At 63.3% G+C, this 24,053-nt stretch carries 20 protein-coding genes and 1 pseudogene; 11 read left to right on the top strand and 10 right to left on the bottom strand.

Features of this window, described 5'->3' with window-relative positions:
• Positions 1–5: 5 nt before the first annotated feature.
• Positions 6–2,423 carry a VolA/Pla-1 family phospholipase gene (locus tag ACB030_RS17375; RefSeq protein WP_371161521.1) on the top strand — a complete coding sequence of 806 codons (2,418 nt, stop codon included), beginning with the start codon at positions 6–8 and terminating at the stop codon, positions 2,421–2,423.
• A 251-nt stretch (positions 2,424–2,674) separates the two neighbouring features.
• On the opposite strand, the gene glpG is transcribed toward ACB030_RS17375, so the two are convergent.
• Together glpG and glpE are read right to left on the bottom strand one after the other, a co-directional pair.
• The gene (gene glpG, locus ACB030_RS17370; protein ID WP_042649290.1) at positions 2,675–3,508 is read right to left on the bottom strand and encodes a rhomboid family intramembrane serine protease GlpG; all 834 of its coding nucleotides are present in this window, start codon (positions 3,506–3,508) and stop codon (positions 2,675–2,677) included.
• Between the two features lie 29 nt (positions 3,509–3,537).
• On the bottom strand, positions 3,538–3,861 hold the full coding sequence (gene glpE / locus ACB030_RS17365) for a thiosulfate sulfurtransferase GlpE (protein WP_025328822.1): 324 nt from the start codon (positions 3,859–3,861) through the stop codon (positions 3,538–3,540).
• A gap of 167 nt (positions 3,862–4,028) precedes the next feature.
• Between glpE and ACB030_RS17360 the strand changes: the two genes are divergently transcribed.
• Positions 4,029–4,622, top strand: a complete 594-nt coding sequence (locus tag ACB030_RS17360) for a LysE family translocator (RefSeq protein WP_371161519.1) — start codon at positions 4,029–4,031, stop codon at positions 4,620–4,622.
• Here the strand turns inward: ACB030_RS17360 and ACB030_RS17355 are convergent.
• The 6 genes from ACB030_RS17355 to ACB030_RS17330 form a co-directional block, all read right to left on the bottom strand.
• Entirely contained in the window at positions 4,601–5,446 is an 846-nt protein-coding gene (locus ACB030_RS17355; RefSeq protein WP_371161517.1) for a helix-turn-helix domain-containing protein, read from the bottom strand. The two genes, ACB030_RS17360 and ACB030_RS17355, sit on opposite strands and share 22 nt — an antisense overlap.
• Positions 5,447–5,448: 2 nt before the next feature.
• The gene (locus tag ACB030_RS17350; RefSeq protein ID WP_025328819.1) at positions 5,449–6,150 is read right to left on the bottom strand and encodes an ABC transporter ATP-binding protein; all 702 of its coding nucleotides are present in this window, start codon (positions 6,148–6,150) and stop codon (positions 5,449–5,451) included.
• Between the two features lie 275 nt (positions 6,151–6,425).
• Positions 6,426–7,211: a high-affinity branched-chain amino acid ABC transporter ATP-binding protein LivG gene (gene livG, locus ACB030_RS17345; protein WP_111913035.1), complete on the bottom strand. Its 786-nt coding sequence runs from the start codon at positions 7,209–7,211 to the stop codon at positions 6,426–6,428.
• On the bottom strand, positions 7,208–8,476 hold the full coding sequence (locus tag ACB030_RS17340; RefSeq protein WP_163135442.1) for a high-affinity branched-chain amino acid ABC transporter permease LivM: 1,269 nt from the start codon (positions 8,474–8,476) through the stop codon (positions 7,208–7,210). The genes livG and ACB030_RS17340 overlap by 4 nt, the downstream gene beginning before the upstream one ends.
• Positions 8,473–9,399, bottom strand: a complete 927-nt coding sequence (gene livH / locus ACB030_RS17335; protein WP_289987523.1) for a high-affinity branched-chain amino acid ABC transporter permease LivH — start codon at positions 9,397–9,399, stop codon at positions 8,473–8,475. The genes ACB030_RS17340 and livH overlap by 4 nt, the downstream gene beginning before the upstream one ends.
• A gap of 64 nt (positions 9,400–9,463) precedes the next feature.
• A complete protein-coding gene (locus ACB030_RS17330; protein ID WP_205642798.1) occupies positions 9,464–10,585 on the bottom strand; it encodes a branched-chain amino acid ABC transporter substrate-binding protein in 1,122 nt (373 codons plus the stop codon).
• Between the two features lie 435 nt (positions 10,586–11,020).
• Here ACB030_RS17330 and ACB030_RS17325 point away from each other — a divergent pair, with 435 nt between their 5' ends.
• Positions 11,021–12,025, top strand: a complete 1,005-nt coding sequence (locus ACB030_RS17325) for a substrate-binding domain-containing protein (RefSeq protein WP_205642797.1) — start codon at positions 11,021–11,023, stop codon at positions 12,023–12,025.
• Between the two features lie 72 nt (positions 12,026–12,097).
• On the opposite strand, the gene norR is transcribed toward ACB030_RS17325, so the two are convergent.
• On the bottom strand, positions 12,098–13,618 hold the full coding sequence (norR, locus tag ACB030_RS17320) for a nitric oxide reductase transcriptional regulator NorR (RefSeq protein WP_371161513.1): 1,521 nt from the start codon (positions 13,616–13,618) through the stop codon (positions 12,098–12,100).
• Between the two features lie 170 nt (positions 13,619–13,788).
• Between norR and norV the strand changes: the two genes are divergently transcribed.
• The 8 genes from norV to ACB030_RS17280 all read left to right on the top strand — a co-directional run bounded on the left by norV (position 13,789) and on the right by ACB030_RS17280 (position 23,132).
• Positions 13,789–15,321 carry an anaerobic nitric oxide reductase flavorubredoxin gene (norV, locus tag ACB030_RS17315; protein WP_371161511.1) on the top strand — a complete coding sequence of 511 codons (1,533 nt, stop codon included), beginning with the start codon at positions 13,789–13,791 and terminating at the stop codon, positions 15,319–15,321.
• Entirely contained in the window at positions 15,318–16,484 is a 1,167-nt protein-coding gene (gene norW, locus ACB030_RS17310; protein ID WP_371161509.1) for an NADH:flavorubredoxin reductase NorW, read from the top strand. The genes norV and norW overlap by 4 nt, the downstream gene beginning before the upstream one ends.
• 51 nt (positions 16,485–16,535) lie before the next feature.
• Entirely contained in the window at positions 16,536–16,877 is a 342-nt protein-coding gene (locus tag ACB030_RS17305; RefSeq protein WP_371161507.1) for a DUF1971 domain-containing protein, read from the top strand.
• Positions 16,878–17,000: 123 nt separating this feature from the next.
• Positions 17,001–18,218 (top strand): 4Fe-4S binding protein, encoded by a 1,218-nt coding sequence (locus ACB030_RS17300; protein ID WP_371161505.1) that lies wholly within the window; start codon positions 17,001–17,003, stop codon positions 18,216–18,218.
• Between the two features lie 171 nt (positions 18,219–18,389).
• Positions 18,390–18,473, top strand: coding sequence for a tryptophanase leader peptide (gene tnaC / locus ACB030_RS17295; RefSeq protein ID WP_069652909.1), 84 nt, complete (start codon positions 18,390–18,392; stop codon positions 18,471–18,473).
• A 202-nt stretch (positions 18,474–18,675) separates the two neighbouring features.
• Complete coding sequence (gene tnaA / locus ACB030_RS17290; RefSeq protein ID WP_371161503.1) at positions 18,676–20,142, top strand: tryptophanase; 1,467 nt, start codon at positions 18,676–18,678, stop codon at positions 20,140–20,142.
• Between the two features lie 69 nt (positions 20,143–20,211).
• Positions 20,212–21,426: an aromatic amino acid transporter gene (locus ACB030_RS17285; RefSeq protein ID WP_371161501.1), complete on the top strand. Its 1,215-nt coding sequence runs from the start codon at positions 20,212–20,214 to the stop codon at positions 21,424–21,426.
• A 488-nt stretch (positions 21,427–21,914) separates the two neighbouring features.
• Positions 21,915–23,132: an aromatic amino acid transporter gene (locus ACB030_RS17280; protein WP_371161499.1), complete on the top strand. Its 1,218-nt coding sequence runs from the start codon at positions 21,915–21,917 to the stop codon at positions 23,130–23,132.
• 170 nt (positions 23,133–23,302) lie between these two features.
• Here ACB030_RS17280 and ACB030_RS17275 read toward each other — a convergent pair.
• A pseudogene (locus ACB030_RS17275) lies at positions 23,303–23,942 on the bottom strand (IS3 family transposase); the annotation flags it as partial.
• Positions 23,943–24,053 lie beyond the last annotated feature (111 nt).

Raw genomic sequence — 24,053 nt, 5'->3', positions numbered from 1 at the left:
AGGATATGAAAAAAAAGCTAATTTATGCGGCCGTCGTCAGTGCGCTGCTGAGCGGTTGTGGTGGCAGTGACGACAACACAGGCGATACCTCAAGCTATCTCGATTATCTGCTGAGCGGCACCAATGCGGTGCGTCCCAGCGCCCTGGCCGCCCGTGCCAGTGACGGCACCCTGAAGTTCTCGACCGAAACGGCCGATCTTTCCAATCCAGTCTCAGCCCTCTCCACTCTGGATGGCTGGTCCACTACCCAGGCGATCCAGATAGTGCCCGTGACTGCCTCTGGCATCACCGTCAAGGCACCGACCGCCGCAGAATTCAGTGCCTCGGTGGCCCCGCTCTACCTGCTGGAGCTGGAATTCGACAGCGCCGCCCTGCGCCCGAGTGGCGTGAAGAAGGTGCTGGCCTACGGGGTGGACTTCGTGGTCGCCGAGTCGGCGGGCAAGCTGAATCTGGTGCCGCTCAGGCCACTCAATCCCTCTTCCTACTACATGATAGTGGCGACCGATTCGCTGAAAGACAGCAGCGGCAACCCCCTGCGGGCTGGCAGCGACTATAGCAACTACAAGAGCACCACCGGCAGCAATGCCCAGGAGCAGGCCATCAGCGGCCTGATCGCGCTGCAGGAAGGGCTGTTCAAGGCGGCCACCAACATCACCAGCGACCACGTGATCTTCTCCGACTGGTTCGGTACCCAGTCCGGTGCCGACGTGCTGGTGGCGGTGAAAGGCGCGGCCGCTTCCGTGCTCAAGAGCCCGACCCTGGACGCTGCCGCCCTGTGGAAGCAAGATGCCCTGGGCAACACCAGCCTGCCCGGTACCTACACCCTTGCCGTGACCGGCAGCAACACCTTCCTGACCCAGCTGGACGCCGAGAACTTCCTGCCCCAGGAGCAGAAGGATGCCATCGCCGCCGCCTTTGGCCCCGGTGCTCCGCTCAACCCGATCGCTCAAGCGACCAAGGTCTATACCGGTACCGTCAAGCTGCCTTACTTCCTCTCCTCTCCGGCCACCGCTGGCTCCTGGGACAAGGCCAAGACCCAGTCCTGGCATGGCGCCATCCCCAGTCTCTATGCCATCGCCAATGCGCTGAAGGCACAGGATGCCGAGGTGATCGGCGGTCTGGTGGGTGCCGGTGTGGATCCGGCCCTGCTGGGCGAGCTCATCGCCGATCCGAGCCGTCAGGCCGAGCTGCTGGCGGAGGCGAGCAAGCTGATCGGGGTGACCCTCACCTCCGGCGGCAAGGCGCTGGATCCCGAGCAGAACATAGGCCGCTTCAACCCGCTGCCCAAGCTGGAAGAGGTGCAGTCGGTGCCGATGCGGGTCTTCGCCAAAGATGCCCTCAACACCATCACCGACGTGATCATCTATCAGCACGGCGTCACCTCGGTGAAGGAGAACGCCTACGCCCTGGCACTGGGCCAGATCTATGCCGGCATGCAGGCAGGCAAGAAGGTGGCGCTGGTGGTGATCGATCATCCGCTGCACGGTGAGCGTGGCTTCGCCCTGACCGGCAGCATGGACTCTGTCACCACGGACAAGAACCCGACCCCCTACCTGAACCTGAGCTACCTGACGGTGGCACGGGATAACCTGAAACAGAGCGTGGCGGATCTGCTGGGCCTGCGTCTGGCGGTCGGCCTGGCCAATGCCAAGGGTGCCATCGGCACCGCCGGCAGCCTCAAGGTGCACTTCCTGGGGCACTCCCTGGGCGCCATCGCGGGGGCCAACCTGCTGGCGGTGGCCAACCAGAAGATCGGCAATGCTCAGGCGGATGCCCTGTTCCAGTTCACTAGCGGCGGTCTGGCCATGCCGGGTGGCGGCATTGCCCCGCTGCTGCTGAACTCGCCGACCTTCGGCCCGACCATCCAGATGAGCGTGCTGACCGGTGGCAGTGCCGCCCTGAAGACGGCCTTCACCGCCTATGCGCCGAACTGCAAGACGGCGGCGCCGACCTGCTTCGTCAACGAGTTCCTGCCGAGCCTGGACGCAGCCACCCAGGCGAGCGCGGCCGGTACCCTGCAGAGCTACAGCTTTGCGGCCCAGTCGGTGCTGGATTCGGCGGATCCGATCAACCTGGGTCGCGGCATAGCGGCAGACTTCCCGCTGTTTGCCACTGAAATAGTCGGCGACGGCGCCCTGAGCCTGTCGGATCAGGTGATCCCGAACGGCATCGCCACCGCTCCCCTGGGTGGCACCGAGCCGCTGTTCAAGGTGCTGGCCCTGCAGCCGCTGACCGCCAGCGGGGCGGCCAACCACCATGCGGCCCGCTTCCTGGCCGGTGGTCACAGCTCGCTGCTGGCACCGGACGAGAACTTCGATCCGACCGGCGACGTCACCACAGAGATGCAGACCCAGTTCGGCAGCTTCTTCGCGAGCGGCGGCACCGCGGTCAAGGTGACCGACGCCAGCCTGCTCAAGCAGTAAGCAGGCCTGCCAATAACAACGCCGCCCCTCGGGGCGGCGTTTTCGTTTCTGCGACTCGGGTCGGGCCAACCATCTGGCTGGCTGCTGCCGAGCAGGTCGAAAGACTTGCCGACAACCAGGTCTCACGCCGGCCTGTGATGTCTGTCCAGCCAGCCTTGCGCCAGACCGACCAGCAGGCCGACCAGATGGGCCATGTTGGCGGTCGCTCTGGCTGCCGAGCAGATTGCAGCCGCCTCGATGACTACAACAACTCAGGCGGGCCTGTGGTGTCTGTCCAGCCAGCCTTGCAGCAGGCCGACCAGTAGACCGACCAGATGGGCCATGTTGGCGGTGGGGGTGCCGAGCATGTCGAAGAAGCCGAGCACCAGCCAGATCAGCATGAAGCCCATCAGGGCCGGTGGCATGGTGAGGCCGCAGGCCGGCTGCAGTCTGGCACGCAGCCAGCTGTAGCCGAGCAGGGCATAGACCACGCCGGAGAGGCCGCCAAAGCGCGGGCCGCTCACGAAGAACTCGGCGATATTGGGTAATGCTGCTCCAACGATGAGCAGGATAAACAGCTTGCCACTGCCGAGCCGCTGCTCGATCTGGCCGCCGAGATACCACCACCACAGCAGGTTGAACACCAGGTGCAGCACCGAGAAGTGGATAAAGGCCGGGGTGACGTAGCGCCAGGCCTGCCAGTCGGTGAACTGGGCCAGGGTCGGGTGGAACGCCAGCTCGTCGAAGATGGGCAGGCCGATGGCGTCGAGGGCATAGATGGCCAGGCAGGCGATGATGACCACCAGGGTCAGGGGGCCTGCCTGATGGAGGAAGTCGGTGACCGGATCCGTCATCCCCTTGCTGTAGTCGATGCGGGCATCCGCCCGGCCGGACTGCCAGGAGGCCTCCATGTAGCGGGGGTGATTGGGCTCGGCCAGGAAGCGCTTCACCTCCTGCTGGGCCTGGGCGAGGCGCCGCTCGTCCGCCAGCCAGACGGAGACGCCGAGCTCGGACTGGGTCAGCTCGCACGGGATGCCGAGGGTGGCGAGGTAATCCACCAGCGCCTGGGCCATGCGGGCGTCCCCCAGCACCAGCAGCTGGATCATGCCGGCCGGGGAGGAGTGGCCCGTCCCTGTCATGCGTCGCCTGCCTGGATCGGGAACTCCCTGCGCCAGGCCTCGAAGCCGCCGTCCAGGCTGTAGACGGCGTCATAACCCTGTTGCAGCAGATACTGGGCGGCGCCCTGGCTGCTGTTGCCGTGATAGCACATCACGATCACCGGGGTATCGAAGTCCACCTCGTTCATGAAGCGAACCAGGGAACCGTTGGTGAGGTGGAAGGCGCCGACCGCGTGGGCCGTCTCGAAGGATTGGGGATCGCGAATGTCCACGAGACGGGCCTCACCGGCCTCCAGCTTCTGGTGGGCATCCTGGGCGCTGATATGGGCAAACTGGTCCATTGAGATGTCCTGCAAATAGATGATTGAGGGCCAGTTTACCGCAAGCCGTGGCTTGCGCTAAGTCCGCAATGTGCCTTGCCATGTGCCGCCGGATCGCAATTTCCTTCAATATCGGCCCGGGCGGGCCGGATAGGCTGCTGGCTCAATCCTTTGTGTGAGCATCATCCATGGAAATCAGTCTGTTGTTGTCCATGTCCGGGTTTGCCCTGGCCATGTCCATCTCCCCGGGGCCAGTCAACCTGGTCGCCCTCGGCACCGGTGCCCGCTACGGCTTCCCGGCCAGCCTGCGCCACGTGGTGGGGGCGACCCTCGGCTTCATCCTGCTGCTCCTGCTGATGGGGCTGGGCCTCGGCGGCGCCCTCTCCCGGTGGCCGGTCGCGGCGGGTGCCATCCACTGGGGTGGCGTGCTCTTTCTCTGTTACATGGCCTGGCAACTGCTGGTGGACAGGGGGCAGCTGGAGCGGGTCGAGGGGGCGCCCCCCGCCTTCTGGTACGGGGCCCTGATGCAGTGGCTCAATCCCAAGGCCTGGCTGGCGGCCAGTATGGGCATGGGGGCCTATGGCGTCGCGGGCGGGGTGGGGCAGATGGCCCTGTTTACCGCTATTTATCTGGTGATTTGCCTCGGCTCCATCGCCTGCTGGGCCTATGCCGGCAGTTGCATGCAGGGGCTGCTGCTCGTGCCTCGCCGACTGCGCTGGTTCAACCGGGCCATGGCGCTCTTGTTGCTGCTCAGCGCCGCCTATCTGGTGCGTTCAGCCTGACGGGCGAGCTGGGTCCTGTACTGGCCCGGGGTGGCGGCGACCCGGCGCTTGAACTGGCGCTGGAAGTGCGCCTGATCCGCGAAGCCGCTGGCCAGGGCGACCTCGGCCAGGGGTTGCCCCTGTTTGAGCAGGGTGCGGGCGTGGCGGATGCGTTGATCGAGCAGGTAGGCGTGGGGGGTCATGCCGTAATGGTGGCTGAAGGCACGCACGAAGTGGGAGGAGGTGGGGCCGGCCACGGCGCTCAGCTGTGACAGGCTGAGGGGGCTGGCGCTGTCGTCCTGCATCAGCTCGGCGGCCCGTTGCAGGTGTTGGGGCGGGCGATCGTCCCAGCGGGCCGGGGTGAGCCTGGCCAGCAACTGGCGACTGAACAGGTGGCAGGCCACCTCGCGGGCCAGGGGATCGGGCGCCTCCACCAGTTGCCGGTGGAGTCGGCACAGCCCCTGATAGAGCAGGGGATCCCGGCTCGCCGTCATGTCGAAGGGCCTGAACTCGGTGCCGAGACCGGCCTCCTCCTGCTGGCTGCGCAGCCAGTCGGTATCGAGGTAGAACATCAGATAGGACCAGGGCTGGTCGGCGATGGGATTGCAGGCGTGCACCTCTTCCGGGTTCATCAGCACCAGGGAACCCGGGCCGACCTCCTGAAGGCTGCGCTGGTTGAGGTAGTGACTGTGGCCGCCGGTGATGGCGCCGATGGAGAAGTGGGCGTGGCTGTGCTTGTCGTAGCAGACGTGGCGGCCATCCTGCACCGCCCGCGCCTCGATGAAGGGCAGGGCAGGATCGTGCCAGAAGCTGTGTCTGTCCGGCCCTGCCTCTGTCCTGCTCATGATCAGCCGCCGAGATAGGCCTGGCGCACTGCCGGGTTGGCGAGCAGGGCCGCCCCCGTGTCTTGCAGCACCACCCGGCCGTTTTCCAGCACATAGCCCCGATCCGCCAGCTTGAGCGCCTGGTTGGCGTTTTGCTCCACCAGGAAGATGGTCATCCCCTTCTGGCGCAGCTGCTCTATGGTGTCGAAGATCTGCTGGATGATGATGGGGGCCAGCCCCAGGGAGGGTTCGTCCAGCAGCAGCAGGCGCGGCTTGCTCATCAGGGCCCGGCCTATGGCCAGCATCTGCTGTTCGCCGCCGGACATGGTGCCCGCTCGCTGCTCCAGCCGCTCGTGCAGCCGGGGGAACAGGGTGAACACCTGATCCAGCAGGGCCGGTTGCTCCGCCTTGTCGACGAAGAAGGCCCCCATCAGCAGGTTCTCCTGCACCGTCAGGCGGGCGAAGATGCGGCGCCCTTCCGGCACCACTGCGATGTCCTTGCGCATGATGCGGGCCGTGCTGAGGGAGTCTATCTGCTCCCCCTCGAACCAGATGCTGCCGCTGCTGGGCTTGGGCTCGCCGCACAGCGTCATCAGCAAGGTGGTCTTGCCGGCGCCGTTGGCGCCGATCAGGGTGACGATTTCCCCCTCTTTTATCTCGACGCTGACGTCGTGCAGCGCCTGGATCTTGCCGTAGTGGGTCGATACGTTGCGAAGTTCTAACATCTTGCTTCCCTAGGGTCTGTTGATGTTTCGGCGCAAGCCGCGTTGCCGCGTCAAATGACGCCAGGCTAGACGCGGGGCGCAGACAATGGCTATTCCCTTGGCAAGTCCCGCAACAACGCATGGCGTCATTTGCCGCGCAACCCGAAGGGACGGGTCCGTTTTTTCGCGTAACGTCGTTACTCGACGGCTCATATGGATCACCAAACTTCGCGCCTCGCGCCTAGTTTCGCGTCAAAACTGACTCCGTCGCGGTCGTGACGAAACGTCAACAGACCCTATGACTCGCCCAGATAGGCCTTGATCACGGCCGGGTTGTTGCGGATCTCATCCGGTTTGCCATGGGCCAGCGGGGTGCCCTGATTCACCACGAAGATGCGATTGGAGATCTCCATCACCAGCTTCATATCGTGCTCTATCAACAACACTGATACCCCAAACTCGTCCCTCAGGTTGGAGATGAGGTCGTTGAGCTCGTCGGTCTCGTGCGGGTTGAGGCCGGCGGCCGGCTCATCCAGCATCAGCAGCTCGGGCCGGGTCGCCATGCAGCGGGCGATCTCGAGGCGACGCTGCTGACCATAGGCCAGGTTGCCGGCGGGGCGGTTGGCGAGATCCTTGAGGCCCACCTTCTCCAGCCAGAAGGCGGACTGCTCCAGCCCCTCTTTCTCGGCGCGGCGGAAGGCCGGGGTCTTGAACAGGCCGGCGATGAAGCCGGTATTGAGATGCCTGTGCTGGGCCACCAGCAGGTTCTCCACCGCCGTCATCTCCTTGAACAGGCGCACGTGCTGGAAGGTGCGCACTATCCCCTTGCGGGCGATGAGGTGGCCGGGCAGTCCCTGGATCTCCTCGCCACGGTAGCGGATGGTGCCGCCGGTCGGACGGTAGAAACCGGTCAGGCAGTTGAAGATGGTGGTCTTGCCCGCCCCGTTGGGGCCTATGATGGAGATCACCTCGCCCTTGTCCACATCCAGCTTGACGCCGTTGACCGCCAGCAAGCCGCCGAAGCGCATAGACAGGTCAGAGACGTCGAGCAATTTGTTGTTGGTATTGTTCAGCTTGCTCATTTGCGCAGCTCCATATGGGGTCGGCTCATGGGCAGCAGTCCCTGCGGCCGCCAGATCATCATGAACACCATCAAGAGGCCGAACATCAGCATGCGGTACTCGTTGAACTCACGGGCCAGCTCCGGCAGTACCGTCATGACGATGGCCGCCAGCACCACCCCGATCTGGGAGCCCATGCCCCCCAGCACCACAATCGCAAGGACGATGGCCGACTCGATGAAGACGAAGGACTCCGGGCTGATGAAGCCCTGGCGCGAGGCGAAGAAGCTGCCGGCGAAGCCCGCGAAGCAGGCGCCTATGGTGAAGGCGGTCAGCTTGATGATGGTGGGGTTGAGCCCCAGCGACTTGCAGGCGATCTCGTCTTCCCGCAATGCCTCCCAGGCCCGGCCCAGCGGCATCCGCAGCAGACGGTTGATGACGAACAGGGTCGCCACCACCAGCACCAGCGCCATCAGGTAGAGGAAGATCACCTTGTGGTTGGCGTTGTAGGCGATGCCGAAGAAGTCGTGGAAGGTGCCAAAGCCCCCGTCCTTGACGGTGCGGTTGAACTCCAGGCCGCCCAGGGTCGGTTTGGGAATGCCGGAGATCCCGTTCGGGCCGCCGGTCAGGGTGGTCATGTTGTTGAGCAGGATGCGGATGATCTCGCCAAAGCCCAGGGTGACTATGGCCAGATAGTCCCCCCTCAGCCGCAACACCGGGAAGCCGAGCAGGAAGCCGAAGGTGGCCGCCATCAGGCCGGCGATGGGCAGACACTCCCAGAAGCTCAGGCCGAAGTAGGTGTTGAGCAGGGCGTAGCTGTAGGCGCCGACTGCGTAGAAGCCGACGTAACCGAGATCCAGCAGGCCGGCGAGGCCCACCACCACGTTCAGCCCCAGCCCCAGCATGATGTAGATGAGGGCCAGGGTGGCGAGATCGATGGCACCGCGGGACGCCATAAAGGGCCAGCTGACTGCAAACAACAGCACCAGGATGGCGGTGAGGTTATAGAGCTTGGGCGCCTCCTCCGGGCTCGGCAGCACCAGCTTGGTGAAGCCGACGGAGAAGCCGCTGATGGAGGCCTGGAACAGGCGACTGATCTGGCCGCGCAGCATCTGGAACCAGAAGACGATGGTGGCGCCCCCCAGCAACCAGGCCAGGGAGACATCGAGCCGGCTCACCACCAGTAGGCGGGAGCCATCGGTCTCCAGCTTGAAGCCGAGCAGCCAGAAGGAGAGCACCAGCAGCATCAGGCTGGCGATGCAGGCATGGATAAATTGTTTTTTCATACCTTCTCGACCTCCGGACGACCCAGGATGCCAGTGGGCATAAAGAGCAACACGAAGATGAGCAGGGCGAAGGCCATCACATCCTTGTACTCGGTGCTGAGGTAACCGGCGGTGAGCGCCTCGACCACGCCGAGCAGCAGGCCGCCGATCACGGCGCCAGGAATGCTGCCGATGCCGCCCAATACCGCTGCCGTAAACGCCTTGAGACCGGCCATAAAGCCGAGGTAGGGGTTGATGACGCCGTAATACATGCCGAGCAGCACGCCCGCGACGGCGGCCAGGGCGGCCCCCAGCACGAAGGTGATGGAGATGACTACATGGGTGTCTATGCCCAGCAGGTTGGCCATCTTGATGTCTTCCGAACAGGCGCGACAGGCGCGGCCCATGCGGGAGCGGTTGATGAACTGGGTCAGCGCCAGCATGGTGATGAAGGTCACCACGAAGATGATGAGCTGCATGTAGGAGAGGCTGGCCTGGAAGCCGTCCTCACCGCCCAGGGTCCAACCCCCGGAGATCAGGGTGGGCATGGCGATGTCGCGCGAGCCCTGTGCCATCCGCATCATGTTCTGCAAGAAGATCGACATGCCGATGGCGGAGATGAGGGGGATGAGGCGATTGCCGCCCCGCAGCGGACGATAGGCGACCCGCTCTATGGTCCAGCCATAGCTGCCCGTGATGAGGATGCTGATCAGAAAGGCGCCGCCCAATAGCAGCACTGTGCTGTCGATGCCCATCATCATGAGCCCGGCCATCACCATGAAGGCGACATAGGAGCCGATCATGTAGACCTCGCCGTGGGCGAAGTTGATCATGCCGATGATGCCGTAGACCATGGTGTAGCCGATGGCGATCAACGCATAGGTGCTGCCTATGGTTAACCCGTTCAGCAACTGCTGAACCAGATAAAGAAGGTGTTCGGACATACTGCGTTCCCTGTACTTGCCCGCAAAGAAAGGAGGGGTGACTCATGTCACCCCGACCGGCAGATTACTTGATTTGGCTGGAGGTACCGTCGGCGTGCCACTGGAAGACACCGAATTCGAAGCCTTTGAGGTCACCGTTCGGTGCCCAGGTCAGGGGGCCCATCACGGTGTCGATCGGTGCGGCCTTCATGGCCGCAGCCACGGCAGCGGGATCATCCTCGCCTGCCTTGGCGATACCGGCCGCCAGAGCCTGCATGGCCGCGTAGGTGGTCCAGACGAAGGGGCCTGAGGAGTCCTGACCCTTGGCCTTGAACGCTTCCACTATGGAGGCGTTGGCAGGCAGCAGATCGTACTTGTTCGGCAGGGTGACCAGCAGGCCTTCGGAGGCCGGGCCGCCGATGGCGGAGATGTCCTTGTTACCCACACCTTCCGGACCCATGAACTTGGCCTTCAGGCCCTTCTCGCCCGCCTGGCGCAGGATCAGGCCCAGCTCCGGGTGGTAGCCGCCGTAGTAGACGAAGTCCACGTTCTCTTTCTGCAGCTTGGCGATCAGGGCGGAGAAGTCCTTGTCTCCGGCGGTGATGCCTTCAAAGGCCACTACCTTGACGCCGGCCTTGTCCAGGGCTGCCTTGACGCTGGAGGCGATGCCTTCACCGTACTGCTTCTTGTCGTGGATGACGGCCACGCGCTGGGGTTTGACCTGCTCGATGATGTACTTGGCGGCGGTCGGGCCCTGATCGCTGTCCAGGCCAATGGTGCGCATGGTCAGCTGGTAGCCACGCTCGGTGATCTTGGGGTTGGTGGAGGCAGGGGTCACCATCAGCACGCCTTCATCTTCATAGATGTCGGAGGCGGGCAGGGTGTTGTCTGAGCAGAGGTGGCCGACCACGAACTTGACGCCGTCGTTGATCACCTTGTTGGCGATGGCCACGGCCTGTTTGGGATCGCAGGCGTCGTCATAGATGACGGCTTCGATCTGTTTGCCCTTGATGCCGCCCGCCTTGTTGATCTGCTCGACCGCCATCTTGCCGCCGGTGAACTGCATGTCACCGTACTGGGCGACCGGGCCGGTCAGGGGACCGGCGATGCCGATCTTGATGGTATCGGCCGCATTGGCCATGGAGACTGATCCAAACAGAGCCAAAGAAACCGCTGCCCTGACTGCCATTTTGCTCAAGTTATTCATTGATTCGTCCCTTAATCAGTGGATTGTTTCATTTTCCGTGTGTCATTCCGAGCCTGTGTCCCGCCAGCCCGGCAATAGATAAGGTTCTATCATTCCTCACCGTGCAATAACAAGATGTTAAAGATACTAACCGGAACGGGTTGGGTAGGGCTTTTATGAAACGAATGCCCTGCTTAAGTTTGAATTTTGGAGTTTAATATCGTAGATGTTGATTAACATACTGACAACAAATTGTCACGGTGACAATTTTCAGAGTAAAAAACTGACGATATTTCATTCTGCGTCCGCTCTCATTTTGACCAAATTCCGTTTGCGCAAAAAGAAATGACCGCCTAGATTAGCCAAGATTGACAATTCGCTGGCAGCTCTCGTTAAAACCAAGCCTTTATTCGGGAAATCTGCTACTGTTCCGCCTTTGTTATTCAGGAGACAGAGATGGCCACTATCAAGGATGTCGCCTCCAGGGCAGGCGTATCCATCTCCACCGTCTCACATGTACTCAATCACACCCGTCGGGTCAGCGAAGATGCAACCCAGAAAGTGCTTGAGGCGGTGGCAGAACTCAACTACGCGCCCAATTCGGTAGCGCGCAGCCTCAAGATCAACTCGACCAAGACCATCGGCATGCTGGTCACCACCAGTGCCAACCCCTTCTTCGCGGAAGTGGTGCAAGGGGTGGAAGCCTACTGCTTCGAACAGGGTTACAGCCTGATCCTGTGCAACACCGAGAACCAGCCCCCCCGTCAGCAGCACTATCTGCGCATGCTGATGGAGAAGCGGGTCGACGGCTTGCTGGTGCTGGGGACCGATATCGACACCCCGCTGCGGGACATGCTGCGCATCCACAAGAACGTGCCTCAGGTGGTGCTGGACTGGGGAACCGAGTGTGACTTTGCCAACGTGATCAACGACAACGCCCGCATAGGTGCGCGCATGGCCGTGCGTCATCTGCTGGAGCAGGGTCACACCGAGATCGTCTGCATCACCGGTCAGATCGACAAGCCGACCACCCAGCAGCGACTGGACGGGGTGCGTGACGCCCTGGCCGAGCAGGGCCTGACCCTGAAGGACGAGCAGATCTTCGAAGGGGACTACGAGAGCCAGAGCGGCTTCGATGCCATGCAGCGGATCCTGGCCCTGACGCCGCGGCCGACCGCTGTCTTCGCCTTCGACGATCCCATGGCGATCGGCGCCATCTGCGCCGCCTGGGAAGCCGGGGTCAAGGTGCCGGACGACATCTCCATGATCGGCTATGACGACGTGGAGATGGCGCGCTTCTCCAGCCCGCCGCTCACCACCATACGCCACCCCAAGGCCGAACTGGGCCTGCTGGCGGTGCAGCAACTGGTGAGCCGGATCCGCAACAAGGAGCTGGAAGTCGAGTCCATGACGGTCCAGCCTGAGCTGATCGTCCGTCGCTCGGTCAAGTCCCTGCGCTGATCGCCACTTCGGTTGTCCCCAAACCCCCTCCCTCGCGAGGGGGTTTTTGTTTTTGGGGCTCGGCGTCGTCCCTCAGGGCTTGAGGCCGAGCCGTCTGGCGAGCCGGTGCAGGTTGCCGCCGTCCAGCGCCAGCGCCCGGGCGGTGGCGGCCCAGTTGCCCTGATGGGCGGCCAGGGCCTGCTCTATCAGCTGGAGCTGGAAGGCGTCGGTGGCGGCGCGCAGGCCGAGGCCGGTGGCGATGGGCGGGGCAGGGGTGGCCGTGCTGGCGGCAGGCAGCGATACCGCCGCCCCCAGATTGAAGTGATGGGCGTCCAGGGCCGGGGACTGGCTGCCCTGCTCGGCCCGGGCCAGCACGGCGGCTCTGTGGATGGCGTGCTCCAGTTCCCGCACGTTGCCCGGCCAGTCGTGACCCTCGAGCAGTGCCAGTGCCCCGGGCAGGATGCGCAGCCGCTCCAGCCCCAGGTTGACCCGGCAGCGTTCGCAAAAATAACCGGCCAGCAGGGGAATGTCGCCGGGGCGTTCCCGCAGTGCCGGGGTCTGGATCGGGAAGACGCTCAGCCGGTGGTAGAGATCGGCCCTGAACTGCCCCTCGACCACCGCCTGCTTCAGATCCCGGTTGGTGGCCGCCAGGATGCGCACGTTCACCTTGAGCGGGGTGTCGTCGCCGATCCGCTGCAGATCTCCGTATTGCAGCACCCGCAGCAGCTTGGCCTGTAGCGGCAGGGAGAGCTCGCCAATCTCGTCGAGAAAGAGGGTGCCCCTGTCGGCCAGCTCGAATTTGCCCGCCCGGTTGTGGATGGCGCCGGTGAAGGCCCCCTTCACGTGGCCGAACAGCTCGCTCTCGGCCACGGATTCCGGCAGGGCGGCGCAGTTGAGATAGACCAGGGGGGCGCTGGCGCGGGGTGAACCCTGATGCACCGCCTTGGCGATCAGCTCCTTGCCGACCCCCGTCTCACCCAAAATCAGCACGTTCAGCTCCGAGTTGGCGACCACCTCTATCTCGTGGCGCAGCCGGGCCATGGCGGGGGAGTGGCCTATCATCTCCGGCTGGCCCTCGGCATGGGGGACTGAGGCGAGCGGCTCGCTGCTCTGGCGGGCGAGCCGCTCCAGCAGCAGGGCGTTGCTGAGGGCGGCGGCGGCCAGGGCCCCCACCAGCCGCAGCTCCTCGTCGCTGATGCCGTCGAACTGGGTCGGGTTCATACCGTCTATGGTCAGCGCGCCGATCAGGGTCTGATCCGAGAAGAGCGGCAGGCCGACGCAGGCGTGCACCTTGAAGTCGTCGTGATCCGGGATCAGGCCGTCATAGGGGTCGGGCAGCTGGCTGTCGGCGGGGAAGCGCACCACGTCGCCGGCCCGGGCTATGGCCTCCATGCGCGGATGATCCTTGAGGGCGAAGCGGCGCCCCAGCACGTCCTGCATCAGGCCGTCGATGGCGAGCGGGATGAACTGGCCCCCCTCGTAGCGCAGCAGGGCAGAAGCGTCCGAGTGCAGCAGGCTGCGCACGCTCTGGATCAGGCGGTGGAACCTGTCCTGGTGGGAGATGCCGAGTTGCAGGTCGAGGGCGATGCGCGCCAGGCTGTCGGTCGAGATCACGAGAATTGTCCAAATGACAGTGTGTTTGTGATTTTGACTATAAAGAGGGGTTGTCTAAATGACAATGATAGATATGCGTATCCATTAAAAACAACAAGTTACACATTGGCACGTCCGCTGCAATAGCTGGTTCAGTCGAACATCCACTATTGCATTCGAGGAACTGCCTGATGAGCATTCACGTCAAGAACAACATCCACTGGGTCGGCCAACGGGACTGGGAGGTACGCGACTTCCACGGCACCGAGTACAAGACTCACAAGGGCACCAGCTATAACAGCTACCTCATCCGAGAAGGGAAGAACGTGCTGATCGATACCGTCGATCACAAGTTCAGCCGGGAGTTCGTGCAGAACCTGGCGGCCGAGATCGATCTCGCCGCCATCGACTATGTGGTGATCAACCACGCCGAGGAGGATCACGCCGGCGCCCTGACCGAGCTGATGGCCCGCATCCCGGGCACCCCCATCTACTGCACCCACAACGCCATCGACTCCATCACCGGCCATCATCACCACCCGGAGTGGAACTTCCACCCGGTCAAGACCGGTGACAGCCTGGACATCGGCAACGGCAAGCAGCTGGTATTTATCGAGACCCCCATGCTGCACTGGCCCGACAGCATGATGACCTATATGACAGAGGATGCGGTGCTCTTCTCCAACGACGCCTTCGGCCAGCACTACTGCGACGAGCACCTGTTCAACGACGAGGTGGATCAGACCGAGCTGATGGAGCAGTGCCAGCGCTACTACGCCAACATACTGACCCCCTTCAGCCCGCTGGTGACCGCCAAGATCAAGGAGGTGCTGGGCTTCAACCTGCCGGTGAGCATGGTGGCTACCTCCCACGGCATCGTCTGGCGCGAGGACCCCACCCGGATCATCCTGAAATACCTGGAGTGGGCCGACCACTATCAGGAAGACCGCATCACCCTCTTCTATGACTCCATGTCCAACAACACCCGCATGATGGCGGACGCCATCGCCCAGGGCATCCACGAGGTGGACTCCGGGGTGGCGGTGAAGATCTACAACGTGGCGCGCCACGACAAGAACGAGATCCTGACCCAGGTGTTCCGCTCCAAGGGAGTGCTGGTGGGCTCCTCCACCATGAACAACGTCATGATGCCCAAGGTGGCGGGCATGCTCGAAGAGATCACCGGCCTGCGCTTTCGCAACAAGCGCGCCTCGGCCTTCGGCAGCTACGGCTGGACTGGCGGCGCCGTTGACCGGATCCAGACCCGGCTGATGGATGCGGGTTTCGACATCAGCATCTCCCTCAAGGCCAAGTGGCGGCCGGATGGCTCGGCGCTGGCCCTGTGCCGCGAGCACGGCCGCCAGCTTGCCCGCCAGTGGGCGCTGCACCCGCTTGAGGCGGCCCGTCCGATCATCACAACTAGCGCCGCAGCGGCTCCGGTAGTTGAGGCAGGAGTTGTGGTTGAGGTGGGTGTCCCCGCTTTTTCTGGTGCGATGGAGATCCCGGCATCTCGCGGCGTGGCCCCGACCACCTGCGAGCAGGACGATGATCAGCCCATGCTCTGCACCGTCTGCCAGTGGGTCTATGACCCGGCCCAGGGCGAGCCGGATCAGCTGGTGGCGCCGGGCACCCCCTGGGCACAGGTACCTGAAAGCTTCCTCTGTCCCGGCTGCGGCATCGGCAAGGAGGTATTCGAGCCCTGCGCGGTGGAGGCCTGTGTATGAAGGCTGCAACTCTGAGTGAGGCCGGCATCAGCCGGGAAATCGTGGTGATCGGCAGCGGCTTCGCCGCCCAGCAACTGGTCAAGAGCCTGCGCAAGCTGGACGCCGAGCAGCCCATCCGCCTCATCACCGCCGACAGCGGCGACGAGTACAACAAGCCGGATCTCAGCCACGTGGTGAGTCGAGGTTGCACCGCAGCGGCCATGACCCGGCTGAGCGGCAGCGACTTTGCCGAGCAGCAGCACATCGCGTTGGTGCCCCATTGCCCCGTGCTTGGCATCGATCCCGCTCGTCGTATTGTGATGACCGGGCAGGGGGAGTTTGCCTATGGTCAGCTGGTGCTGGCCACCGGCGCCAGCGCGGCCCGCCCCGACCTGCCTGGCAGTGAGCAGCTGGTGACCCTCAACAGCCAGCAGGAGTACGCCGCTGCCGAGGGGCCAATCCAGCAGGCCCGCCGCATCATGGTGCTGGGGGCAGGACTGATTGGCTGCGAGCTGGCGATGGACATGGCGAGCGCAGGAAAAGAGGTGACGCTGGTGGATCTGGCGGAGAGCCCCTTAAGCGCCCTGCTGCCCGCCGCCCTGACCCAGCCGCTGCAACAAGCGCTGCGCTGCCAGGGCGTCAGCCTGCAATTCGGGACAGGTCTCGCCAGGATAGACGCCCAGCCGGGCGATGGCTGGCGGGTGACACTGACCGACTGCCGCGTCAGCGAACAGGATCTGGTGATCGCCGCCATTGGCCTCACGCCGAATCTGGCCCTGGCCCGGGGGGCCGGGCTCGCGGTGGGGCGCGGCATCCTGGTCGACGACATGTTGCAGACCAGCGATCCCCATATCTTCGCACTGGGTGATTGCGCCCAGTGGCGGGGCCAGCTGCTCCCCTTTCTGCAACCCATAGTGCTGGGAGCCAATGCGCTGGCGCGCACCCTGCTTGGCACGCCAACCCCGCTGACCCAGCCGCCCATGCTGGTGAAGGTGAAGACGCCGCGTTATCCCTTGCAGCTGGCGGGCCGCACCAAGGGCGAGGATCTCGCCTGGCAGTGCCGCTGGAACAGCCAGGGCATGGTGGCCGAGGCTAGGGGGGAAGATGGTGCGCTGTGCGGCTTCGTGGTGGGGGGCGATCAGATGAGCGCCGCCTTCCCGCTGCTGCGCCAGCTGCCCCGTTGATTCATTGATAACGTCAGGCCGGGTTGACCCGGCCACGCGAGGAGAATTGATATGTCCATGCAACCGATACCGTCTCACTGGGTGGTGCGTCGCTCCACCCCCTTCTTCACTCGTGACAACGTGCCCCAGGCTCTGCTCAGCCATCACAACACAGCAGCCGGGGTGTTCGGCCAGCTCTGCGTGATGGAGGGCACCGTTACCTACCACGGCTTTGCCGACGAACAGGCCGAGGAGCCGGAGCTGAGTCTGGTGATCCGGGCCGGGGAGTTTGCCACCAGCCCGCCCCAGTACTGGCACAGGGTCGAGCTGTCGGAGGATGCCCGCTTCAACATCCACTTCTGGGCCGAGCAGGCAGAGTCCGATCAGCCGCTGTTCAACAGCCGCAAGGCATAAGGTTCAACCATGGAGAGGGGCATTGGGCGCAAATGTCCCCCTCTGCCCATGCAGATCAAAATAATCAACTCAGATGTTCGTTATCCTGCCCCCTTATCCGCATGAGTGCTATGAGGGAGATGCATGAGCCTGATCGAAGCCGTGACCATGGCCGCCGGCCTGGCCTATCTGGTGCTGCTGGCGTGGCAGGCGCGATCGGGCTGGCAGTGGCGCCTCGCCCTCGGCCTGCTGCTCATGCTCTGGTTGCTGGCGGCGGACAGCCTGCTCTGGCTCGGCGAGGGGCTGGTGGCTGCCATGCTCGCCTTCTGGCACCACCGGTGGCCGCTGCCCGCCCTCGAGGCGCTCGACAGCCAGTGGCTGCGTGCACGCACGCGCCAGCTTCTGCTGCTCTGCTGGGGACTGGTGACGCTGCAGTACGGCCTGCATGTCTGGCAGCTGGGGCAGGGGGAGACCCCCTGGCTGGTGCGTCCTGACGTGGTGGACGGCTTCCTGCCCATCGCAGGCGGCCTCGGGCTGCGGGCCTGGCTCGGGCAGGGGCTGGTGGATCCGCACCATCCGGCGGCCACCGTCACCGTGCTGGTGCTCTCCCTGTCTGCCCTGCTGCTGGGGCGGGCGTTCTGTGCCTGGTTCTGCCCGCTAGGGCTGGTGGGGGAGTGGCTGCACCGACTGCGTACTCGCCTGTTGCCGGGGGAGTGGGTGCCGCCCCGCTGGCTGGATTGGCTGCTGCGGGCCCAGAAGTTTCTGGTGCTCGGTTTCCTGCTCTTCATCATATTGCTGGCGGTGCCCGCCGCCGCCCTGCCCGGCTACCTCGCCAGCCCCTACCATCAGGCGGCGGACATGAAGATGGGGGCCTTCTTCTTCAACCTGACCCTGATCTCCGGCCTCTGCCTTGGCTGGGTGCTGCTGCTCACCGCCAGCTTCCGGCAGGGGTTCTGCCGCTATCTCTGTCCCTATGGTGCCTGGCTGGCCCTGCTCGGCCTGCTGACCCCATGGCGCATTCGCCGTGACCCGGCCCGTTGCCTGCGAAGCGCGGGCCACGACTGCGACAAGTGCAGCCGGGCCTGCCCGTCCCGCATCCAGGTGCACCAGCTGATCGCGGTGCAGAGCCTCGAGTGCACCAGCTGCCTGAGCTGCGTGGCCGCCTGCCCCAAGCGGGCCGATTCGTTGCACTTTGGCAGCAAGGCGCGGAGGATCACTCCTCGCTGGCTGCTGGGTATGCTCTGCCTGCTGTTGTTGATACTGCCGCTGCTCTCCTACGGCCTGCTGGATATCTGGGTCAGCCAGACACCGCTGGCGGATCGCTACGAGTTGCTGCAACGGCTGCCCTGGTTGAGCCATTGAGTCGCCGTGTGCGTCGGGGTGGGACAGTGTCCACCCCGTTGCGACGGCGACCTGTATAATTTTCCCCCGGCAAATTGTTAGCGCCATCCCACTTTGCTCATATTGGAATTGATCATATGCAAGGGCCCACCATAATGGACCCTGTTAATTGGCGTTGTTAATTCCAACCAGATGAGCAACAACATGAATATCAAGGTCAGCTATCCCAAGTGGTTTACCCTGGACCATAAAATCGCGTTCTTCTTCCCGCTGTAATTCCCCGCGGCGGCGCGGCATGTCTGCTATGCCATTAGCCCGCCTCCATTCCTGAACTGAAATAGCTGCACCCGTCTTCGCCTGTTTATTCCGGCGAGGCGATGTCGTGCACCCATTCTCAATATTTCCCACCTGCCGGATATTCTATTTTCGGCGGGGGAAGAGACACATTCTGAATATTTAAATCTGGGGTGTTTATATTATGGAAAACTTCAAGCATCTTCCCGAACCGTTCCGCATTCGTGTCATCGAGCCGGTCAAGCGCACCACCCGCGCCTACCGGGAGGAGGCCATCATAAGGGCGGGTATGAACCCCTTCCTGCTGGACAGCGAAGACGTCTTCATCGACCTGCTGACCGACAGCGGCACCGGCGCCATCACTCAGGACATGCAGGCCGCCATGCTGCGCGGCGACGAGGCCTACAGCGGCAGCCGCAGCTACTACGCCTTGCAGAAGGCGGTGCAGGAGATCTTCGGCTATTCGCTGACCATCCCCACCCACCAGGGGCGCGGTGCCGAGCAGATCTACATCCCTGTGCTCATCAAGAAGCGGGAACAGGAGAAGGGGCTGGATCGCAAGAAGATGGTGGCGCTCTCCAACTACTTCTTCGACACCACCCAGGGTCACACCCAGATCAACTGCTGCGTGGCGAAGAACGTCTACACCAAGGAGGCGTTCGACACCTCTGTCACCGCCGACTTCAAGGGCAACTTCGATCTGGCCAAGCTGGAGGAGGCCATCCTGGAGGCGGGCCCGGCCAACGTGCCCTACATCGTCAGCACCATCACCTGCAACTCCGCCGGGGGTCAGCCGGTCTCCATCGCGAACCTGAAGGCGGTCTACGAGATCGCCAGGAAATACGACATCCCCGTCATCATGGATTCGGCCCGCTTCGCCGAGAACGCCTACTTCATTCAGCAGCGCGAGCCCGGCTACGCGAACTGGTCCATAGAGGCGATCACCAAGGAGTCCTACAAGTACGCCGACGGCCTCGCCATGTCGGCGAAGAAGGATGCCATGGTGCAGATGGGGGGCCTGCTCTGCTTCAAGGACGACAGCATGCTGGACGTCTACACAGAGTGCCGCACCCTCTGCGTGGTGCAGGAGGGCTTCCCGACCTACGGCGGCCTGGAGGGGGGCGCCATGGAGCGGCTCGCGGTGGGGCTGCGGGACGGCATGCGCCAGGACTGGCTGGCCTATCGCATCGGCCAGGTGCAGTACCTGGTGGACGGCCTGGAGGCCATAGGCGTGGTGTGCCAGCAGGCGGGGGGCCACGCGGCCTTCGTGGATGCGGGCAAGCTGCTGCCCCACATCCCGGCGGATCAGTTCCCGGCCCACGCCCTGGCGTGCGAGCTCTACAAGGTGGCCGGCATTCGGGCGGTGGAGATAGGCTCATTGCTGCTGGGGCGGGATCCCGCCACCGGCAAGCAGCACCCCTGCCCGGCGGAGCTGCTGCGCCTCACCATACCGCGCGCCACTTATACCCAGACCCACATGGACTTTGTCATCGAGGCCTTCGGCGAGGTGAAGAAGAACGCCAGGAACGTGAAGGGGCTCGACTTTATCTATGAGCCGGCGGTGCTGCGCCACTTCACCGCCAGATTGAAGGAGGTCGAGCCTCAGGGTCAGGCGGTCAGCAAGAAGAGTGAAAAATTAATAGAAGCATAACGAGTCAGGGGCACTTAATCAGGTGCCCCTTTTTTTCACAGCTCTGTGAAATTTCGGGAGTGACAACACATGACATCGAAACCATCCGTGACGGGAGGGGCCTGCATCATTGCCAGCGTCTGTGTCGGCGCCGGCATGTTGGGGTTGCCGAGTGCGGGGGCGGGCGCCTGGACCAGCTGGTCCTCGCTGGCCATTATTCTCACCATGGTCGTCATGACGGTCTCCGGCTGGATGTTGCTGGAAGCCTTCAAACCCTATGAATTGACCGCCTCCTTTAATTCGGTGACCAAGGATCTGCTCGGTCACAAGATAAATGTCTTCAACAACCTGACCGTCTATTTCGTCGGCGGCATTCTGTTGTACGCCTATATCACCTCCTCGGGTCTGATCCTGAGCAGCCTGCTCGGCATCAATAGCCAGCTGGCCTCGGTGCTGTTCGTGCTGGTGTTCTCCTGCTTCGTCTGGCATTCGACCCGGGCGGTGGATCGGATTTCGGTCGTCTTGATCGCCTTTATGGTGCTGAGCTTCGTGTTCGGGGTATCTGGCCTTGCCGCCAACATAGACGCGACCATGTTGTTCCACTCCCTCACCGAGGAGCTGGGTCAGGCACCCTATGCCCTGGCCATGCTGCCGGTGGCGCTCACCTCCTTCGGCTACCATCACTCGGTGGCGTCGATGCGGGCCTATTACGGCGAGGAGCAGAAGGCCAAGCAGGCGATCCTGGGGGGCACCCTGATCGCGCTGGCGCTCTACCTGCTGTGGCTGCTGAGCATCTTCGGCAACCTGCCTCGCAGCGCCTTCGGCCCCGTCATCGCCAAGGGGGGCGACGTCGATGTGCTGCTCGGGGCGCTGGCCTCGGTGATCGAGTCCAAGCGGGTATCCAACGCCATCAACCTCTTCTCCATGGCGGCCATCCTCTCCTCCTTCATCGGGGTCGGGCTCGGGGTGTTCGACTATCTGGCGGATCTGTTCAAGTTCGACAACAGCCGCCAGGGCCGTGCCAAGTCCTGGGGCGTCACCTTCCTGCCGCCCCTGGTGTTCTCCTTGTTGTTCCCCTTCGGCTTCGTGGTGGCCATCGGCTATGCCGGGGCGGCTGCGACCGTCTGGGCCTGCATCATCCCCGCCCTGCTGGCGAAAAAATCCCGGGAGCTGGCGCCACAAGGGGGCGGCTTCAAGGCCCCCGGCGGCCAGCCCATGGTGGTGGCCGTCATCCTGTTCGGGGTGCTGACGGCGGCCTTTCACCTGATGGCCATGGCGGGCATGCTGCCCATCTATACCGGATAACCTCAACCCTCCTGCAAGCCGACATGGGGCGCCTGCGGGCGCCCCATCTGGTGTCTGGCGCCTGAACAGCCCAAAACTTGGTGCTAACGGCCGGATATCACCCCATTTTCCCTCCGGATTTGATACCTGAAGGCATGCAGGGTAAAGTCACACCCCCAACATGGCTGCCCTGCTGCCATTTTGGGATCGGTAGCTAGCCTCAGCCACGTCTTGCCTCGCTGACGCAGAAGCAAGCGGTCAAGGCGCCGATAGCACAGCTTCTGCCGTCGATGCAGCAGCAAGCGGCCAGGGCGTCGATAGCACAGCTTCTGCCGCCGATGCAGCAGCAAGCGGCCAAGGCGCCGATAGCACAGCTTCTGCCGCCGATGCAGCAGCAAGCGGCTGGGCACCGATAGCACAGATGAGCGCGATCTTACGATGACAACCGGCGTAGCAGATGCAACGGTCCGCGGTCGCGACCAGATCAACAATCGTCTTTGGGGAAGTAAATGGAACATAAACCATCGTTGGTGGGCGGGGCATGCATCATTGCCGGCGTCTGTGTGGGAGCCGGTATGTTGGGACTGCCGAGTGCGGGCGCGGGTGCTTGGAGCCTCTGGTCCATGCTCGCGGTGGCGCTGACCATGGTGGTGATGACGGTCTCCGGCTGGATGCTGCTGGAATCCTACAAGGGTTACCCGCTGCGTGTCTCCTTCGATACCGTGACCCGGGATCTGCTGGGGGAGAAGGTCAATGCCCTCAACAACCTGAGCGTCTACTTCGTCGGCGGCATTTTGCTCTACGCCTACATCACCTCGGCCGGTCTCATCATAGACGGCATGACGGGGATGGGTAGCCAGCTGAGCTCTATCCTGTTTACCCTGGCCTTCTCCCTGCTGGTGTGGCACTCCACCCGGGCGGTGGACCGCATCTCCGTGCTGCTGGTGATCCTGATGGGGCTGAGCTTTGTCTTCGGCATCTCTGGCCTGTCGATGAACATTCGCCTTGACCTGCTGCTCGATCGGGTCGGCAGCGAGACCCACTATGCCCCCTATGCCCTGGTGATGCTGCCGGTGGCGCTCACCTCCTTCGGCTATCACCACTCGGTGTCGTCCATGCGGGCCTACTACGGCGAGGAGCGCCGCGCCAGCCGTGCCATCCTGGGGGGGACCGTCATCGCCCTCACCTTCTACCTCATCTGGCTGGCGAGCGTGTTCGGCAACCTGCCCCGCAGCGAGTTCGGCCCGGTGATCGAGCAAGGGGGCAACGTGGATGCCCTGCTCAAGGCCCTGGGCTCGGTGATCGAATCCAAGGCGGTGGCCAATGCCCTCAACGCCTTCTCCATGGCGGCCATTCTCTCCTCCTTCATCGGGGTGGGTCTGGGGGTGTTCGACTATCTGGCGGATCTGTTCAAGTTCGACAACTGCCGGGGCGGTCGTGCCAAGTCCTGGGGCGTCACCTTCCTGCCGCCTCTGGTGCTCTCCCTGCTGTTCCCGTTCGGCTTCCTGATGGCCATCGGTTATGCGGGCGCAGTGGCCACCCTGTGGACCTGCATCATACCGCCGCTGCTGGCCTGGAAGGTGCGCAAGGCGGCGCCCGATGGCAGCGCGGGCTTCCGCGCTCCCGGCGGTATCCTGATGATAGGGCTGGTGATCCTGTTCGGGGTGCTGACCGCCGCCTTCCACCTGCTCAACATGGCGGGGCTGCTGCCTGCCTATACCGGCTGATCGGTATCCCTTGCGATCCGATGCAGAAAAAGCGGCGCCTTCGGGCGCCGTTTTGCCGTGGTCAGCATGGGCAGCTGAGGTCTGACACTTCGCCCGCCGTTTTGCCGAGACTAGCATGGGCAGCTGAGGGCCGACACTTCGCCCGCCATCGAAGCATTGCCCTGTAGTGGTCAACTAAATCCGGACACTTGGTTAGGCCGATCCTCGGCTTTTGCTGGCGGCATCCCGTCATTGTGTTGATGTGGACGCCGCCAGTTGTAGTAATCCATCAGGTAGTAACTGATATCCCGTTTTGCTTCCCGCAGGTTCATGTACCCCGTGGCCGGTAGCCACTCCGTCTTCAAGCTCCTGAACAACCGCTCCATCGGGGCGTTATCCCAGCAGTTACCACGACGACTCATGCTCTGGGTCATGCGATAGCGCCACAGCCGTTGCCGAAATGCCCGGCTGCCGTATTGGCTACCCTGGTCAGAGTGAAACAGCACGCCAGATGGGCAACCTCGTTGCTGATAGGCCATCTCGAGCGCTTTGATTGCCAATTCTGCATCAGGTTTGTCAGACATCGCCCAGCCCACGCGCCCAGCCCACGACTCGGCGAGTATGGAGGTCGAGCACTGCAGCCAGGTAATGCCAACGGCCACCTACCCAGACGTAGGTGATATCGCCACACCACACCTGATTGGGTTGCGGAACATCAAATTCGCGGGCCAGCAGATTGGGAATGTCCGGTCGTTCAGACTGCGCCACCTTATAACGGTGTGCGCCCGGCTGTTTGGATGCCAGCCCGGCTTCCTTCATCAGGTTACACACCAGGGCGAGATCGCGAACGTTTATTGAGCACATTTACATGATTTGACCGATGTCGCGGGTTATGATCTTATGCTCCCTTTTCGGGAACCATTTCATGTCCATCGACGCTTT

The sequence above is a fragment of the Aeromonas sp. S16(2024) genome, from assembly GCF_041403065.1.
Classification (GTDB): Bacteria; Pseudomonadota; Gammaproteobacteria; order Enterobacterales; family Aeromonadaceae; genus Aeromonas.
This window is presented reverse-complemented; position numbering and strand designations above follow the sequence as displayed.